This is a genomic window from Marinimicrobium locisalis (assembly GCF_039822625.1).
Classification (GTDB): Bacteria; Pseudomonadota; Gammaproteobacteria; order Pseudomonadales; family Cellvibrionaceae; genus Marinimicrobium; species Marinimicrobium locisalis.
On sequence record NZ_JBDLLG010000014.1, the window covers coordinates 1 to 17,536 of the forward strand.

Annotated in this window: 16 protein-coding genes; 15 read left to right on the plus strand and 1 reads right to left on the minus strand. The window is 57.4% G+C overall.

Annotation, left to right across the window (positions count from 1 at the left end):
- Positions 1–109 precede the first annotated feature (109 nt).
- The 3 genes from AAE514_RS10160 (at position 110) to AAE514_RS10170 (ending at position 3,003) form a co-directional block, all read left to right on the plus strand.
- Positions 110–463, plus strand: coding sequence for a GNAT family N-acetyltransferase (locus tag AAE514_RS10160; protein ID WP_347331423.1), 354 nt, complete (start codon positions 110–112; stop codon positions 461–463).
- 669 nt (positions 464–1,132) lie between these two features.
- Positions 1,133–1,534: a hypothetical protein gene (locus AAE514_RS10165; protein WP_347331424.1), complete on the plus strand. Its 402-nt coding sequence runs from the start codon at positions 1,133–1,135 to the stop codon at positions 1,532–1,534.
- 1,013 nt (positions 1,535–2,547) lie between these two features.
- Positions 2,548–3,003 (plus strand): hypothetical protein, encoded by a 456-nt coding sequence (locus AAE514_RS10170; RefSeq protein ID WP_347331425.1) that lies wholly within the window; start codon positions 2,548–2,550, stop codon positions 3,001–3,003.
- A gap of 106 nt (positions 3,004–3,109) precedes the next feature.
- Here the strand turns inward: AAE514_RS10170 and AAE514_RS10175 are convergent, their stop codons facing one another.
- Complete coding sequence (locus AAE514_RS10175; protein ID WP_347331426.1) at positions 3,110–3,925, minus strand: alpha/beta hydrolase; 816 nt, start codon at positions 3,923–3,925, stop codon at positions 3,110–3,112.
- Between the two features lie 430 nt (positions 3,926–4,355).
- Here AAE514_RS10175 and AAE514_RS10180 point away from each other — a divergent pair, with 430 nt between their 5' ends.
- The 12 genes from AAE514_RS10180 (at position 4,356) to coxB (ending at position 17,531) form a co-directional block, all read left to right on the plus strand.
- A complete protein-coding gene (locus AAE514_RS10180; protein WP_347331427.1) occupies positions 4,356–5,945 on the plus strand; it encodes a cellulose binding domain-containing protein in 1,590 nt (529 codons plus the stop codon).
- Between the two features lie 426 nt (positions 5,946–6,371).
- The gene (locus tag AAE514_RS10185; RefSeq protein WP_347331428.1) at positions 6,372–6,842 is read left to right on the plus strand and encodes a cytochrome c; all 471 of its coding nucleotides are present in this window, start codon (positions 6,372–6,374) and stop codon (positions 6,840–6,842) included.
- Between the two features lie 181 nt (positions 6,843–7,023).
- Positions 7,024–8,124 carry a histone deacetylase family protein gene (locus AAE514_RS10190; protein WP_347331429.1) on the plus strand — a complete coding sequence of 367 codons (1,101 nt, stop codon included), beginning with the start codon at positions 7,024–7,026 and terminating at the stop codon, positions 8,122–8,124.
- Positions 8,125–8,358: 234 nt separating this feature from the next.
- Entirely contained in the window at positions 8,359–9,009 is a 651-nt protein-coding gene (locus AAE514_RS10195; protein ID WP_347331430.1) for a cytochrome c3 family protein, read from the plus strand.
- Positions 8,997–11,978: a Fe-S-cluster-containing hydrogenase gene (locus AAE514_RS10200; protein WP_347331431.1), complete on the plus strand. Its 2,982-nt coding sequence runs from the start codon at positions 8,997–8,999 to the stop codon at positions 11,976–11,978. Before AAE514_RS10195 ends, AAE514_RS10200 begins: the two co-directional genes overlap by 13 nt.
- Positions 11,975–13,327 (plus strand): NrfD/PsrC family molybdoenzyme membrane anchor subunit, encoded by a 1,353-nt coding sequence (gene nrfD / locus AAE514_RS10205; protein WP_347331432.1) that lies wholly within the window; start codon positions 11,975–11,977, stop codon positions 13,325–13,327. The genes AAE514_RS10200 and nrfD overlap by 4 nt, the downstream gene beginning before the upstream one ends.
- Positions 13,320–13,841: a DUF3341 domain-containing protein gene (locus AAE514_RS10210; protein WP_347331433.1), complete on the plus strand. Its 522-nt coding sequence runs from the start codon at positions 13,320–13,322 to the stop codon at positions 13,839–13,841. Before nrfD ends, AAE514_RS10210 begins: the two co-directional genes overlap by 8 nt.
- Positions 13,838–14,368 carry a c-type cytochrome gene (locus tag AAE514_RS10215; protein WP_347331434.1) on the plus strand — a complete coding sequence of 177 codons (531 nt, stop codon included), beginning with the start codon at positions 13,838–13,840 and terminating at the stop codon, positions 14,366–14,368. Before AAE514_RS10210 ends, AAE514_RS10215 begins: the two co-directional genes overlap by 4 nt.
- 8 nt (positions 14,369–14,376) lie before the next feature.
- The gene (locus AAE514_RS10220; protein ID WP_347331435.1) at positions 14,377–15,408 is read left to right on the plus strand and encodes a hypothetical protein; all 1,032 of its coding nucleotides are present in this window, start codon (positions 14,377–14,379) and stop codon (positions 15,406–15,408) included.
- Positions 15,401–15,766: a hypothetical protein gene (locus tag AAE514_RS10225; RefSeq protein WP_347331436.1), complete on the plus strand. Its 366-nt coding sequence runs from the start codon at positions 15,401–15,403 to the stop codon at positions 15,764–15,766. The genes AAE514_RS10220 and AAE514_RS10225 overlap by 8 nt, the downstream gene beginning before the upstream one ends.
- Complete coding sequence (locus AAE514_RS10230) at positions 15,763–16,554, plus strand: SCO family protein (protein ID WP_347331437.1); 792 nt, start codon at positions 15,763–15,765, stop codon at positions 16,552–16,554. The genes AAE514_RS10225 and AAE514_RS10230 overlap by 4 nt, the downstream gene beginning before the upstream one ends.
- Complete coding sequence (coxB, locus tag AAE514_RS10235; protein ID WP_347331438.1) at positions 16,551–17,531, plus strand: cytochrome c oxidase subunit II; 981 nt, start codon at positions 16,551–16,553, stop codon at positions 17,529–17,531. The genes AAE514_RS10230 and coxB overlap by 4 nt, the downstream gene beginning before the upstream one ends.
- The last annotated feature ends 5 nt before the right edge of the window (positions 17,532–17,536 follow it).

The window sequence follows — 17,536 nt, forward strand, 5'->3', positions numbered from 1 at the left end:
ATAACTGGCCGGACTTTTTGATTGAAAAGCGCTCGCATCTTGAAGATGGTGCTGAATAGTTACCTATAATCTATCAAAATCAGACGAATTCGTTGGTGAAGGATTTGATTTGCAAGTTATTCCGCTTAGTAAAGACCAGCGGATGTTGGACCTGTTTCATTCATCGGAAATCTTCATATATGAAGGAGATGAAATTGGTGGGTTTGTCGGTATTAAAGAAAACTCTATAGTATGGCTATTTGTTCACCCGAACTGTCGCGGCCAAACAATTGGCAAAGAGCTGATTTTGTATGTTCTACGTAAGCTAAAAGGTCAAGTCACGCTAACCGTTGTTGGCTCCAATGAGGTCGCTGTGAGATTATACAAGAGTATCGGCTTTAGTATACTGCAAGAATCTATTGGCAATTACCAAAGTCACGCTGTAATTGTTTACAAAATGGGGATCCAGCTAAGAGATGGCTAACCAAGCCATCAAATACGCCCCCCTCGGTCGCCGGACGCTCGTTCCTCGCGCCGTTTATGGCAGACGTTAAAAGGTAGAACATGACTTCGAGAGACATTACAGCAATCGCACTACGGCTATTTTCGCTATGGCTTTTAGTTGAAGTAGTGCTAAATGTTCCTGGCTTGGTTATGCTCTTTACCACTGTTGAGCAATACCAAGGACAGGTGATCCCAGGGTATGTACACGCCTTTCTGATTGGCAGCTTTATCGGTATAGGCCTACTTGCAGCGCTCCTGATTTGGATTTCTGCTAAGTCCGCGCTAGCTCGTTGTTCCAGCGAAGAAACGGGAGAACTGAACCGACAAAGTCAAATGTTTCTACTCCAATTGGGAGGAGCATATTTCATTGTCACTGCTCTGGCCTATTTGCCGAGATCGCTTGGTTCTCTATCTCATTCATTGGACTTTTCGGTCGCGAACTTGCTTTGGCCGCTCGGCCTAGTATTCCAGCTTTGCATTGGTCTTGCATTGATGGTTAGGTCGTCGCAATGGGCCGAGTTATTGGCCAAACTTCGGGGGCGTTCATGAAGTCTTTTAACAATACGCGCCAATACGCACCCTTCGTGTGCCGGACGCTAGCAAGCTCGCGCCGTTGCGCTTTGCGTTAACCGTACAGGATTAAGAAAACATGGAAGCGGAGACGATTATTGGTGTTCTGCTGATGGGAGTGCTCATAGTTGGAGTGTTTATTGTCATACTCAACCAGCAGCAGAAACTAGACGACCCAAATAGCACCGAGGTTGTTTATTTAGATCAGCTCTCTGAGGTTTGCGGCCTTAACGATTCAGGAAACTTCCGTGCTAGAATATTCCGCCAAAGCGGAAACCTTCAAAAAGACGATCAAATATTTACATCGGTTGAGGCTGCAATCAAATCCGTCACTTCCACATTTAGGCGAGCCCAAATTGATTACGTTGTTATTACAACGAACGAAGCGTCGAATTTCAGATTTCGTCGCCCTTACCACGACCATCGCGGTGTGAAAGAGGGCAAAAAGGTGGGTAGTATCGAAATCAGAAGAATCTCGTGACTACGGTGAACAAGCCAAGGCAGCGGGGCATATTTGCCTCGCTGCCCTCAAAACGCAGAATGTGCGCGCTGCTTGGCGCGTTAGGTGAACCATACAAAGTGAGTAAAAATGAAAATATTAGCAACTCTGTCAATATTTCTAGTCGTCGGGTGTGCATCTTCCACGGGTGAATATCAAGCCACTAGAGAGGCGCAACAAGTTTTTGGTCTTACCACAAGTATGGTTTGCTCAAAAAAACATCCTGGTCAACCTGAATTTTGTGAATGTTTTGTGGGCATTCTGAAGGAGGTTACCCCCCAGAAGACCGTACAAAACTCCATCTCAAATTTGTCTGAGTATCAGTCGGAGATGACATCGATAATGATTGAAAATAGCGACAAGTTATCTGAGTGTGATCAATATAAAAAGCCTTAAGTTTCAAGCCAATACGCCTAATCGGGTAAGGACGGGTGTTGAGCCCGCTCTCCCCACAGCACCCTGCACCGAGGCGTCGGACCGACGGGTCCGCACAGGGCGTTTCACTCAGGGTAGTGAAGCTTGATCATCCGTCACGCAGCGATACCAAGCCCGCCTTCTTCAGCAAATCATTGGACAATGCCTGATTGATTCCGAGAATTTTAGAGTATGGGCCCAACCGCCGGATTTTGCCCATGCTGGAAACTCGTCGATAGACATTGACACATGGCGGAGCCCTTGCCATTCGTTAGTAGTTAGCGTTAAATTGGCAGTTAACGGTGATCTTCCTACAGGGGACTTTCACCCATAATGTCATGCCCATGCTGGGCGTACGCAAAGCGTTGAAGGAGACAGGGAAAGGGAACGTTTGTCGATTCGACCTAAAGTATGGCGCCAACCTATGTTTTTTGCGCCTTTCATTGCCGCTTAACTCGGCATTCGACCAACGGGTGATCTCGTTTCGAAATAGCCCGTCGGAATTTAATTCCCACTGTGACTAAGAAAATCGCCTCATGATCTAACGTGAAGATTAATTGTTACCGGGGGAGGGCGTCGTTATGGGAGAAAGCCAAAAGTCACATCGAGTCCAGATAGTAGTTGCCCTGATAGGCGTTCTCGGGACAATTATCGCTGCGTTTGTGAGCAATACCGATTGGGATTCGGGGCCGCCTGAACCGACCGATCCAACTGAAAGCCAAGACTCCCTCGCGGGCTTTTACGTGCGAGACGGGTTGGCCAACAGTCCTGTGATGAAAATCGAGCCTATTGGCGGCAATGAGTACAAGCTTGAGGTTTTCAACCACCCTTGGCCCTGGGAGGCCACGGTGCGCCTATCAGGTTCCGAGCTTTCGGGATTCGGCAGGTTTCCGGAGTCCAAGGCGACGATGGACTTCAAGGGGCAGGTCAGCGGCGATGGTTCGATCCGCTCAGAGTACCACTTCATTACCAAAGGGGATGGTTCACCGGCAGGCGGTCGTGTAGATACCCATATCTGGACACCTCGCGAAGACTAGGAAATAGCGAGTCAGAGACTTCACCCACTTGAGATGAGTTTAGTTGCATTTCGGCCGGGCCGAAGATGGACGTGAGCACCTGGGCAATGGCTGCCCGTACGGGGCGCTACCAGCCCAGCTCTCCCAGAAACTGCTCAAGGCCACGAACGTAGCGCTCCCGGGACTGAAGAAAACCGGTGTTGTGGTCGCCCTCCAGCTCTAGGAATTGGCGCGGCTCGGGGGCGGCTTCAAACAGTGCCCGGCCGTGGGAAAAAGGGATGATGTCGTCGTCGCGACTGTGGACTACCAGCACCGGCGCATTGACCTTTTGTAGTGCCTCGCGGGTGTCGTATCGATAGCGCGCCAGTAACCGCACTGGAAGAAAAGGATAGAGCTCGGCGCCCAGTTCTGGCACCGAGATAAACCCCGACTCCAGAATCACACCACCGACCGGATGCTCGCTCGCCAGGTTTGCCGCCACGGCGGCGCCCAGAGAGCGACCGAATACCACTAGCCGTTCCGGTGAAACGCCTTGCTCACGGGTGAGGTAGTCATAAGCGGCCTCGGCGTCCCGGTATAAGCCCTCTTCGCTGGGCCGTCCACTACTCCGCCCATAGCCCCGATAGTCGAGAATCAACACCTCCAGGCCGAGCTTGTGAAAAATGCGCAGGGACTCCAGCCGGTGGGATATATTGCCGGCATTACCATGAAAGAAGAGCAGCACGCCGCGCTCATCGCGTGCAGGCAAGAACCAAGCATGTAACCGCTCGCCATCGGCGGTTTTCAGACTCAGTTCTTCATACTCCAGGCCGACGTCGGTCGGGGTGGCCACCATGGCCTGAGCGGGGAAGTGGATCATGCAGCCCTGCAGTAGCCAGGTGAGGACCAACAGCCCCAGATAGCCCGACCCCAAAACGACAAGCCAGTAAAACAGTTTGCTCATAAGTGCCTCAATGCGCTGTCGGTTTCTGCCAATTGCTGGTGTTTAATACTTGATCCGGCTTTCATATTTCAATGAATTATCATACCTACTCTCGAGCCCGCAATAAAAAATTGCGCCTTTCACGTTAGAGGGGCAACCGATTTCAAACCGGTCTCACCAACAATAAACCACCAAAACAATATTGCATGCCAAAAAAACTCCAACTGGCACACAATTTAATTATTAAGCCTCAATGGGTCGGCATCCTTTGTGGTCAAGCCGCTTTCGTTTGAGTACTATTGCCATACCATATAATAATAGTTTTATTATGCTGTTGGCTTCCAAAAATATGTACCTTGGAGGAACCTGAAACCTTTAAACAGGTTGTTTACTCCTAGTGCACCCCATCAATAATATGGAGGAAAACTAGATGTTTAATCCTAGGAAAGTCATGCTTGCATCGGCAATGTTGTTTGTTCTGCCGCTAACGAGCAACGTTCACGCCCTCACCTGTTCGGCCGACGCCGATACCTGGAACAATGGCTATACCCTTAACGTGACCGTCACCAATGATGACAACTCGGCGATCAACGGCTGGGAGGTGGCGCTGGATTTCGCTCGGAGCCCCGGCATCAGCAATTCATGGAACGCCGAGCTGACCACCTCCGGCAATACCGTGACGGCAACCAACGGCTCGTGGAACGGCAACTTAGCCCCCGGCCAAAGCGCGGGCTTCGGTTTCCAGGGCACGCATAACGGCAATTTTGTCGTACCCGACTGCTCCGCAGGCGGCGATTCAAACAACTCCTCTTCAAGCCCCAACTCTTCCTCGAGCATCAGCTCCTCGACGCCGATCAGTTCATCCAGTATTGCGTCTTCCAGCGTGGGCGGCGGCGACACCAACAGTATTACCGTGCGCGCACGCGGTACCACCGGGTCGGAGTCGATTACGCTGCGTGTGGGCGGTACGGATGTGGAGAGCTGGACGCTGGACACTTCCATGATGGACTACACCGTTGAGACCAATCTGGGCGGCGATATCCACGTGGCATTCACTAATGACAACGACGGCGAGGCCGACGTTGAAGTCGACTATGTCATTGTCGGTGGCGTGACCCGCCAGGCCGAGGACCAAAGCGAGAATACCGGCGCCTGGGGCAACGACCAATGCGGCGGTGGCTCCAACAGCCAGTGGCTGCACTGTAACGGCTACATTAACTTCGGCAGCGTGCCGGGCAGTTCTAGCTCAAGCCCCAGTTCCACACCCAGCTCTAGCCCGAGCTCAAGCAGTTCCTCCTCGACCCCGACCGGTAACGGATCGGTAGGATGCGGCACCACTGCCGGACTAAGCACCGGCCGGCATAGCATTAATGTCAACGGCCTGAACCGGGAATACATCATCGATATCCCCAGTAACTACGACATGAACAATCCCTATCGGCTGGTTTTCGGATGGCACTGGCGCGGCGGAAGCGCCGACAACGTCGCCAATGAATCCTACTACGGCCTGCAAGGGCAAGCGAATGGCACCGCCATTTTCGTGGCGCCGGATCGCGCCCCCGGCGAGAACGGATGGACGAATACCGATGGCCGCGACATGGCGTTTCTGCGGGCGATGCTCGACGAGTTCAGGAACACCCTGTGCATCGACGAAGGGCGGATTTTTTCTGCTGGATGGAGCTACGGCGGGATGATGTCCTTTGCCGTGGGCCGTGAAATGGCCGATACCTTCCGAGCCATTGCACCGGCCTCTGGCGCGCTGTGGACGCCGTATAACGACAACGGCGGGCCGATCGCCGCGTGGATAAGCCACGGGACCAATGACAGCGTTGTGGGTTATGACGCCGGCGTCACCGCAAGAGACCTCTTCCTGGAGGCAAACAGCTGCTCGAACAATACCGTTCCCACGCAGCCTTCCCCGTGTGTTGAGTATCAAGGCTGCCAGGCGGGCCATCCGGTGGTCTGGTGCTCGTTTAATGGCGGTCATACGACACCGTCATTCTACTCCTCCGCCGTCTGGGAGTTCTTCAGCCGGTTCTAACCTCACGCCCGAACGACGAACCCGGGAAAGTAGCGCCCTGCGATAGGCAGGGCGCTACACCTGCCGGACGACCGAGTCTCCCCTTTCATAATCCGCTCCCCAAGCAGGAGCTGTAGGTCACCTTCCGCGTCTCAAGCCCCAGCGACCCTTCGTCAGTCATCGCCCGTGGTATGGTGACGCAACGGCCTTCCCCTATACCGACACCTCAACGGAGAAACACATAAGATGAAGCCCAACATTCCTACTGCTAATGAGTGCGGCTTCTACCATGCGTTCAAGCAACGTATTGGACGGCCATTCTCATCGGCATGAGCGACGCGTACACTGGTGGCTTTAATGCCGAGCCACCAAAAGTGGGCATTAACTGCCTTTCCCTGCCCACTTGGCGCGCCTATCGAAACTTAATGCAAGCAGGGGGTTACAATAATGAAGCTACTAAGGGCGATGATAATTATTGCTTTATCCTTTCAACCCGTTACCTCGATGGCGGAGCAAACCTCCGGCACCAATGTTGGCGCCGACCTTCCCCCAAAGGTACGAACTTTGCTTTTACAAGAAATGACTATTATTCTCGAAACGACGAAAGATATTCTTGAAGCAATGGTAAGGGGCCAGAATGAAGTTGTCGCAAAAAAGGCCCAAGCCATCCATGACAGCTTCATTATGAAACAAGAAATGACCGCGGCGGATAAAAAAGCGTTAAAAGCCTCTGTCCCCAACGAGTTTCTGGAGCGAGATCAAGCTTTCCACCAACTGGCCGCCCGCCTCGCCGAAGCGGCACGCAAAGAAGACAATGCGGCTCAAAATCAGCTCTTTTCGGAAATGATCAACGCCTGCGCGGAATGCCATTCAAAACACGCTATGGGCCAATTCCCTGAATTTAGCTCGCCGGATTGAGCCACTGAAGAGATTCAGCGAAAGCTGGATTTCTGTCTGCGTGGCGCTTTCCGCGCCATATGCCGGGAGCGGGTGGCTTTGGCGACCGCCGGGTGGACGCACTGACTAAAGGGCGATGAACTCGGGCCCCGTACACTGCCGTTTCGAAAAGCCAAAGGGCAAGAAACCAAAGGAGAACTGCGTGATAGGCGATCGAAAAGTAAATGTATTTTTTGACGACGTAATGCTGGGCCACGACCCACAAGTGGATTTGCCCTTTCTGCCCAGCCGCGTTGAGAAACGGGTTAGGAGCGTCCTAGAAGGGCTGAACTTCAAGTGGAGCTACCCCGAACACCCTGGGCGGCTGAGCGCCATCAAGCAGTACCTGGATGAGAACCCCGTCCCCGGCATTCACCTGAAGTCTGGCCCCCGAGCCACCTACGACCAGCTAAGCCGCGTTCATACCACCTCCTACTTGGACCATATCTTCTCAATGGCAGGCAAACGGGCCTGGCTGGATCGGGACACAACCGCCGTGTCTCCCGACAGTATCGAGGCCGCTACCACAGCGGCCGGAAACGCCATTGCAGCGGTGGAAAGCGTGGTCAACAAGGAGGCGGACAGTGCCTTCGCCCTGGTTCGTCCTCCCGGCCACCACGCCGAGCCGGTCCGGGCCCGAGGTTTCTGCCTGTTGAATAACGTCGCCGTGGCGGCGGCCCATGCCCAGGCAAAGTTAGGGTGCGAACGGATTCTTCTCATTGACTGGGACGCACACCACGGCAACGGGACCCAGGACATATTCTGGGCGGACCCCGACGTGCTGTTCTTTGATACCCATTGTGCCGCACCTTTTTACCCCGGTTCCGGCCATCTGGAGGATGTGGGTGCCGGGCTCGGCGAGGGCTATACCATTAACGTCCCGCTGCCCGAAACCACCGGAGATCTTGCTTTTGAGAAGGCCTTCCGCGAGATACTGATTCCGGCCGCCGAGCATTTTAAACCGGACTTGGTTTTAGTGTCGGCGGGCTTTGATCCACACCACAACGATATGGCCATGAACCTGAGCTATAACGGGTTCAAGGTCCTTACGAGTATCGTTCAAAATATTGCCGACCAGCACTGCGAGGGTCGGCTCGCCCTTGTGCTTGAAGGTGGTTACAACTTGACTTCGCTTTCTCGAGGTGTTCATGCCGTACTGGAAGTGTTGGCCGGCGGCGAGGTCCCGGAGCTTCAAGAGTGCGGCGTGCAGGCGGTGGCCGAGGCGGCAGCCTTCCACCGCTCGGCGTTTGTGGAGGATGACTAAGGGCGGTAGGGGACGGGCACAACCGCTTGGCAAGCGGTGCCCTTAACGACGAGCCGTAAGTGGCAGGCCGACCAATTCCGTCTACGCTGTAATGTGATATCCGACGAGACACAACTAGGCTGGCTAAGCTATCTGTCGCTCCCGAAAACCGTTTATGGAACCATGACGTTGAGAGCCCTCTAATGAAAAGAACCTAGCAACGGAGAACGGGTGGACTAAAGAGGCACGGAATTCATGGCGCAGCTTTTTCGTCCCCGAGCCAATGCGATTGTGCGACTGGTGATGGCTGCTTTTTTCGCGACCACACTGATAGGGGCCTGCTTCGCGATTGCACTCAACCACTCTCCCTACTTAACGGGTGTTGGCAGCACGCCCGAGCAGCCGGTGCCGTTCAGCCATAAGCACCATGTGGGCGGTCTCGGCATAGACTGTCGTTACTGTCATACCAGTGTGGAACAATCGACCTTCGCCGGCCTTCCGGATACGCGAACCTGTATGACGTGCCACTCCCAGCTGTGGACCAACGCCGAAATGCTGGAGCCGGTTCGCGAGAGCTTGAAACGGGACGAGCCTCTTAGGTGGCAACGCGTTCACAATCTAGCCGACTATGTTTATTTTGATCATCGCGCCCATGTCACCAACGGCGTGGGCTGTGAGTCCTGTCACGGGCGCGTGGACAAGATGCCGCTAACCAGTCAACGGGCGCCGCTGACGATGCAATGGTGCCTGGACTGCCACCGGAGCCCGGCCCCTCACTTGCGGGGCGCGGAGGCGATTACCGCTATGGGACATCCGCCCCCGGATTCGACAACCCAGCGCCAGTTAATGCAACAGTTTGATATTGAACCCGAACGGATGAGCGAGTGTGATGTATGTCATCGGTGAAGTATTGGGATAAATCATCGCTCGAAGAACCGCTATACGGAAAACACGGGACGGGGTATTGGCGCACGCTGAATGAGCTCGCCGAAAGCGCCGAGTGTGGCGAACAACCCCCTGGGGAGTTTCCCGATCCCGAATACCTGCAGAGGCTCCCGGTCAGCCGGCGCAGAGTACTGCAACTACTGGGAGCAAGCATGGCGCTCGCCGGCGCTACGGCTTGCAAGCGGCAATCCCCGGAGGACATTGTTCCCTATGTGCAAAGGCCGGAGCAGCAGGTGCCCGGGCGCGCGGAATATTACGCCACAAGCATTCCTATCGACGGCTTCGCTCACGGCGTCCTGGCGGAAAGCCACGAAGGCAGACCCACCAAACTTGAAGGCAACCCGGACCACCCCGCCACCCTGGGTGCCTGCGATGCAGTGGCTCAGGCGGCGGTGCTCTCACTGTACGACCCGGACCGATCACCTGCGGTTAGACGGGAGGGAACGATCACCTCATACGGCGCCCTACTCGAAACGCTGCATCAGCGCCAGCAACAATGGGATGCCGAGCAGGGCCGTGGCCTTTGCTTTCTCTCGCGCCCCGTAACCTCACCCAGTGAACTGGCAGCCATGGAACATTTGCGCCGTCGCTGGCCCAAGGCTCAGTGGTTTATGCACGACCCTCTGGACCGGTCAGCCACCTATGAAGGCGTCAAGCAGTGCTTCGGCTCGCCCCTTGAGCCGGTGTATCAGTTCGGCCGCGCTGACCTTGTGCTGTCACTGGATGCCAATTTTCTGCAAAGCCAGCCCGGTGCGTTGCGCTACGCCCGTGACTTCATGGCGCGCCGAAAGCCTGAAAACAGCAACGCGAGTTTCGCCCGTCTTTACGCCATTGAATCCACACCCACGGTCACGGGTGCCGTGGCCGAGCACCGCTACGGCATGCCATTCCCCCAGGTGGAAGCCGCGTCGCGACAAATTGCCCAAGCAATGGGTTTAGCGGTGAAGGCCCCTCCACAACCTGTGCTGACAGACCGCTGGCTACAGGCTCTGGTGGAAGACCTGGAACACCACAAGGGGGCCGCGCTGGTGGTACCCGGGGACCAACAGCCCGCCTCCGTTCACGCCATTGCTCATGCAATAAACGCCGCGCTCGGGGCCACCCATACGCTCGTGGAATATATTCCCCCTGCCATTGGGAACCATTCGGACCCGCCGCTTGCCTCTTTGGCGGAAGCCGTATCCGGCGCAGAGGTGGAAAGCCTAGTGGTGTTGGGCAGCAACCCGGTCTATACGGGCGCCGCCGATCTCGATTTCAGGCACCTGTACCAACGCGTTCCCTGGCGCCTGCATTGGGGGGAGTACAACGACGAAACCGGCCAGCTTTCCCATTGGCATGTGCCGGCCACCCACCCTCTGGAAGCCTGGGGCGATGCCCGGGCGTATGACGGTACCGCCAGCCTGGTGCAACCATTGATTCAGCCCCTGCATGAGGGCAAAACCGCACTGCAGTTGCTGGCCGCGCTGTCCCAAGCCACTGACGAACGCCCGCGAGAGCTGCTTCAGGAATACTGGCGTCAGCAAAGCGAAAGCGAAACGTTTGAGCATAACTGGCGCCGCTGGCTTCACGGTGGGGTAATACCCGATTCAGCCCCGACGCCCGTGAGCGTCTCGTTGCGAGCGAGTTGGTCGCGCCGACTCCCCGAGCCCTCACCGGGAGCGGAGGCCCTAATACTGCAACTGCAACCCGATGTCGCTTTGCGAGACGGCCACTACGCCAATAACGGTTGGCTGCAGGAAATGCCCCGGCCGATTACCACACTGACCTGGGACAACGCCGCCCTTCTCAGCCCCCAGCTCGCGAAACGCTACAAGCTGAAGGACGGCGACATCATCGCCCTGACCACCGCAGTGGGCCGCGCCGAAGCACCGGTGTACGTTTTGCCCGGCCAGCCCGAGCATGCGGTTACGCTCGCCCTCGGTTATGGCCGCACATACGCCGGCCGAGTGGGCAACGCCGTGGGCACCAATGCCTACACCTTGCGCCCGAGCAACGAACCCTGGGCGACGACACTGGAAGCGTTGACCCCCACCGGCGAGCACCGGACGCTGGCACTGATCCAAAACCATCACTCCATCGAAGGGCGGGACTTGATTCGTGCCACCACTCTGGAAGACTACCGCGCTAACCCGGACTTCGCCCAGCACCCGGCGCCGAGCAAGTCCCTTTACCCGGAACCGGGTCCGCCTCAACGCCAGGCCGAGCACGCCTGGGGAATGGCCATCGACTTATCGGCCTGTATCGGGTGTAACGCCTGCGTCACCGCCTGTCAGGCCGAGAACAACATTCCCGTGGTCGGCGCCGAGGAAGTGGCCCGAGGCCATGACATGCACTGGCTTCGGGTCGACCGCTATTTTTCCGGCTCACCCGACAAACCGGATATGGTGTTCCAGCCGGTACCCTGCATGCATTGTGAAAACGCCCCCTGTGAACCGGTATGCCCGGTGGGCGCCACTCAGCACTCCGCCGACGGTTTGAACCAAATGGTTTACCAACGCTGTGTGGGCACGCGCTACTGCTCCCAGAACTGCCCCTACAAAGTGCGCCGATTTAACTGGTTTGACTACACCAGCGCCCGGGCCCGGCATCCCGCTCGCCCGGCGGTTCAAAATCCGGACGTCACCGTGCGTTCGCGCGGAGTCATGGAAAAATGCACTTACTGTGTTCAGCGTCTCAACGAAGCAACAAGCAACGCCGAGGCTGAAAACCGGCCCCTGGCCGACGGCGAAGTACGCACGGCCTGCCAACAGAGTTGCCCGACCCGGGCCATCAGCTTCGGTGATATCGCCGATCGCCACAGTCAGGTGAGCGAATGGAAATCGAGCCCGCTGAACTACGGCATGCTTGAGCACCTGAACACTCGCCCTCGTACCACTTACCTGGCGGCGGTGCGCCACCCGAATCCGGCCATGGGGGAAGGTGAACCGTGACGGATGCCCGCCCCCAAGCGCTACTCCCCCGTGACCTGGACCACACCAGTGTCACCGACAGAGTCACCGGTCTGATACTAGAGGCGCCAGCGCCTCGCCCCTGGTGGTGGGCACTCGGCTTTTCACTGGGGCTAACACTGATGTTTCTGCTCGGCCTCGGCTATCTCCTAAAAGCCGGCGTCGGAATTTTCGGAATCAATATTCCGGTCGCCTGGGGCTTTCCCATCGTGAACACCATTTGGTGGATCGGCATTGCTCACGCTGGCACACTGATTTCCGCCGTGTTGCTACTCACCCGCCAGCCCTGGCGTGCTTCCATCAACCGTCTGGCCGAAGCCATGGCCATGTTTGCGATCCTCTGTGCCGGCCTGTACCCGATTATGCACCTGGGTCGGCCGGCCTTCGCTTATTACCTGCTCCCCTACCCGGACACCCTGGGCCTGTGGCCTCAATGGCGCAGCCCCTTGGTGTGGGACTTTTTCGCCATCGCCACCTACTTGGTTTTCACCGTCTGTTTTCTGTATTTAAGTCTGTTACCCGATTTTGCCACCCTGCGGGACCGGGCCAAACGCAAAGGTGCGCAGCTCTTTTACGCCGTGCTGGCATTGGGCTGGCGGAACTCCGCACGTCACTGGGCCCGCTACGAGAGTGCCAACCGGGTACTGGCTCTGGTGGCGGCGCCCATCGTGGTCTCGGTCACCGGTATTATTTCCCTGGACTTGGCCATCTCCATTGTGCCGGGTTATCACTTCACGATTTTTCCCCCGTACTTTGTGGCGGGCGCGCTGTTCTCCGGCTTTGCCACCGTCGCTCTGCTAGCGGTGACCATGCGTTCACTGTTTCGCCTCCGGGATCTGATTACCTTGCGTCACCTGGATTACCTAGGGCGCATGATGCTGTTGTTTGCATTGATTGTGGCTTACAGCTATAGCCAGGAAATCTTCACCGCCTGGTATTCCGGTGAAGTGAGTTACCGGCACCTTTACATCGACCGCTGGACCGGCCCCTATGCGCCGGCGTGGTGGGCGATGTTCATATGCAATGTGATGCTGGTGCAGCTGCTTTGGCTCAGGCGCGTTCGCACCTCCCCCACCGCTTTGGTGCTGCTCGCGATTACCAGCAATATCGGTATGTGGCTGGAGCGTTTCCAAATTGTTTTTACCAGCACCCATGCCGATTACATGCCCTCCGCCTGGGATACCGCCTGGCCCACCCTCTGGGACTGGCTGCTGTATGCCGGGTCTTTGGGTTTGTTCACGCTCTTGCTTCTGATCTTTGTGCGGGTGGCTCCGGTAATTTCGTTGCACGACATGCGGTCTCTGATACACAGGAGGCGCCCCAATGACTGATACCCATCCCTACGGTGTGATGGCGCGATTCGCCGACGCCGAGGCCTTGTTGCAGGCCACCAAAGCGGCCCGCCAAGCCGGCTATCAACGCATGGATGCGTATACGCCCTTCCCCGTTCCAGGGCTGAGCGAGGCGCTCGGTTTTCGGGAACGGCGTATTGCACCCGTGGCTCTCGGGAGCGGAACCATCGGAAGCGTGTTCGCATTCACCCTGCAGTGGTATTCCGCCACTATTGACTACCCGTACCTGGTGGGGGGTAAACCGTTGAACAGCTGGCCGGCGTTCCTGCCCATTACGTTTGAAGTGGGCATACTGACTGCGGTACTGGCCGCCGTCGTTGCCATGCTCGTCGGCAATGGCTTGCCCCGCCCCTATCACCCGGCCTTTAACGAGCGAGCCTTCGAGCGCGCTTCCAGTGATGGTTTCTTTCTTCTGCTTTGCGAACCGGCACCCCAGGCCAGGGCCTTTTTAGAAGCGCAAACACCGCTCGCCGTATTGGAGGTGACGCCGTGAAACGGCTCCGGCTTGTGCTGCTGGCCCTAATGCTGTTCGCCTGTGAGCAGGAGATGGCGGAGCAGCCCCGCTATGACCCTTACGAGGCGGCACCGGGCTGGCCCGATGACCAGTCCGCCCGCCTGCCGGTTCCGGGCACGGTGGCCAGAAGCGACCGGCTGGAGCCGGAGCCCACCACGCTGCCGGTTCCACTAACACGTACCCTGTTGGAAACCGGCCGGAAACAGTTCGATATTTTCTGCGCTCCCTGCCACGGCAAAGTGGGCGCGGGTGATGGCATGGTGGTCCAGCGCGGCTTCCCGGCGCCACCCACCCTGCATGAAGAACGGCTACGGCAGGTACCGCTGCGCCACTTTTACGATGTGATGACCGACGGATTCGGGGTAATGTATTCCTACGCTTCCCGCGTGACCCCGCCCGAACGCTGGGCCATTGCCGCCTATATTCGGGCGCTGCAACTGTCTCAACACGGGGAGTTCGATGAGCTGACACCGACCCAACGCAAGCGGTTGGAGGCTCAACCATGATCCCACCCATGCCACGTATGCCCACTCTCTTTTGGCTGCCGTTGACGGTCGCTGGCGCTGTCGGCCTAGGCGGGGCACTGCTGGACTGGCCTCTGTTCCTAAGCGGCTGGCTCACCGCGGCGCTGACCTGGATCGCTCTGCCCCTCGGCGCCCTCGCGGTATTGATGACCCACGGCTTAACCGGAGGGCGCTGGGGCGATCAAACCCTGCCGGTCTGGCGCGCACTGGCGGCCACACTGCCTCTGTCGGTGGCGGCTATGATGCCATTGTTGTTCGGTTTGAATGAGCTATTCCCCTGGACTCAGCCGGAAAGCACCTTGCCCGAGGTCGTGCGCAATAAGCGCCTATACCTGAATCCGGGCTTTTTTATCGCCCGCACCCTCGGCTTCTTCATCCTCTGGCTGGGACTGGTCGTCATGCTATTGCGGCGCAGCCCGAAACGTCTGCACGGCCCGGGCTTGCTTCTATGGTTGTTATCCCTCACGTTTTTCAGCGTGGACTGGCTCATGTCGCTGGAACCAACCTTCTATTCCGATGTGTTCGGTTTGATTTTCGCGACCAGCGCCATCGGCGCCGCCATGGCGATGGGGCTGCTTCTGCGGGCCGGCCGTGGCGACCCTACCGCCACTCGGGACCTGCTAGGCCTTTGGCTGGCGGTGGTGATTGGCTGGGCCTTTTTGGCGTTTTCCCAGTACATTATCATCTGGCACGGCAACCTGCCCCACGAAATCGGCTGGTATGTCCACCGAAGTGAAGGCCACTGGCGAACGCTAGGCGTGGTGTCTTTCGGGTTGTTTTGTGCGGGCCCCTTGATCGCCCTGTTGGCGGGGCAGAGAACCCGCCGCTCGCTCTTGGCTTTGGCCGCCGTTGTGACTCTGGCAGGCTTTGTGCTACGCACGCAATGGCTGGTTATGCCCGCCTTCCCCCGGGCAGATCTCATCTGGCACGGCTTCACTTGGCTTGCAACATTCGCGCTGGGCGCCGCCCACGTCGGGATGGCATTCGCTTCATTGAAACAACAGGAGGCGCATCATGACTAACAAACACTCCCCACACGAAGTCAGCGATGCCGACCCCCGACTGATTCTGTGGATGATGGTCCTTACGGTGATCATTGTGCTGGCAGGAAGCGGGCTGCTATGGCTGGGTTGGTTGCACCTGGACTTCCCAAAAGACAATCCCGGGAAGAGCGACTGGTTCGGTGCCGAACAACCTCGGCTACAAACACAGCCGGCAAAGGATTTCACCAAGCAAGAAACGCAATGGAAGCATCAACTGGAAAGCGCCGGCTGGATAAACCGAGAAGAAGGCGTTGTGCATATGCCCATTGAGCAGGCCATGGCCCTACTGATCCAGCGTCGCGGCGCCAAGGAAGAGGCGGAGGAGAGCAAGCCATGAGATGGCGACGCCTGTTCGCCCAAACCGCCGCTCTGCTCACGCTGTCCGCAAGCACCTGCCTCGCGGCGCCACAACAGGAGGCCCTGGATTCCGTCAATTTCCGCCAACAGATTGGTAATGTCATTCCGGCCAACCTTCACTTTACCGCGAGCGGTGGCGAGAGCCTCGCCCTCCACACTCTGGCGGAAGAGCGCCCACTGGTGCTCGTCATGTCCTGGTTCGACTGCCCCCACCTCTGCCCCATGGTCCTAAGCCATTTGGCAACGGCCACCTCCAAGCTCCCCTTCGCCAAAGCGCGTTACGAGGTGGCGGTGGTGAGCATTGACCCTGAAGAGACTCCATCTCAAGCGCAACACACCCGGGCTCAACTTAAACGTCAGCACGGTGATGCTGTAAGTGACTGGCATCTGTTGACCGGTACGCGCCCCGCCATTGGCGAGCTGGCGCAAGCGGTCGGTTTTCAGTACGCGTATGACGCCGAGCGTGACCGCTACGCGCACCCAGCCGGGCTGGTGATCGTTAACCCCGGCGGTACAATTGGCCGTTATTTGTTCGGTATCCGCCCCGAGCCCGGCGACCTTAAACTTGCGCTGGTGGAAGCGGGAGAAGGGAAACTCGGCACACCCATTGATCAACTGGTGTTGCGATGCTACCGCTTCGACCCCGAAAGCGGACGCTACAACGTAGCGGTAATCGGCACCCTACGGTGGGTGGGAGGGGCTTTCCTACTCGCGCTGGCAGGGCTGTTTCTCTGGCTGCGACGTCGAGAGCGAGCACGAATGACATGAGCGAAGATTACCTTTCCGACCCGAACATAGGCCTGCGGTTAATTCCCGAACAGGCGTCCCGGCATGCCGAAGGCGTGGACATGCTTTACTTCGCCCTGCTTGGCTTTTCCGCGCTACTGGTCACGGTGTTGGTGGGGCTGGTGGTAACCTTCGGGTTCCGGTACCGGGCGGGAAAAACATTCCGACGCCGCGTCACCGCCTCGCATGTCGGCCACCGGGTGGAAGTTGGCTTCGCCCTGTCGCTGGGCGTGGTCTTTATGGCGCTGTTTGCCTGGGCAGGCAAGCTCTACCTGAACGTTTATGCCAACACACCGGCGCAAGCGACCCTCAACGTGGTGGCCAAACAGTGGATGTGGAAGGTTCAACATCCGGACGGCACTCGGGAAATCAATACACTGCACGTGCCGGCGAACCAATCCGTCAGGCTACGCATTACTTCGCAGGATGTTATTCACAGCTTTTCGGTGCCGGCCTTGCGACTCAAGCGCGATGCCGTGCCCGGCCTTTATACTTCCGTGACGTTCGTCGCCGATAAGCCCGGCGAATACCGGCTGTTCTGTGCCGAATACTGTGGAACGGACCACTCGCGAATGCGCGGCAAGATGGTGGTAATGGCGCCAAGCGATTATCAGAACTGGCTCACCCGAAACGGTACGGGTACCACTCCCGCCGCTGCCGGTAAGGCCCTGTTTCGCAGTTATGGCTGCAGTGGTTGTCACATGGGCGAGAGCAGCGTGCGCGCTCCGAGTCTGGACGGGGTTTATGGCCGGAGTGTAGCGCTGGCGAATGGCGGAATCATCATCGCCGATGAAGCCTATCTTCGTGACTCCATTATGCGCCCTCAGAAACACATCGTGGCCGGCTATCAGCCGGTCATGCCCAGCTTTTCCGGGCAGATATCCGAGAGCGATGTTCTGCAGATTATCGCCTACTTACAGTCTCTCAAACCCGGAGATTGGCGAACAGAGGCACCCTGAATACC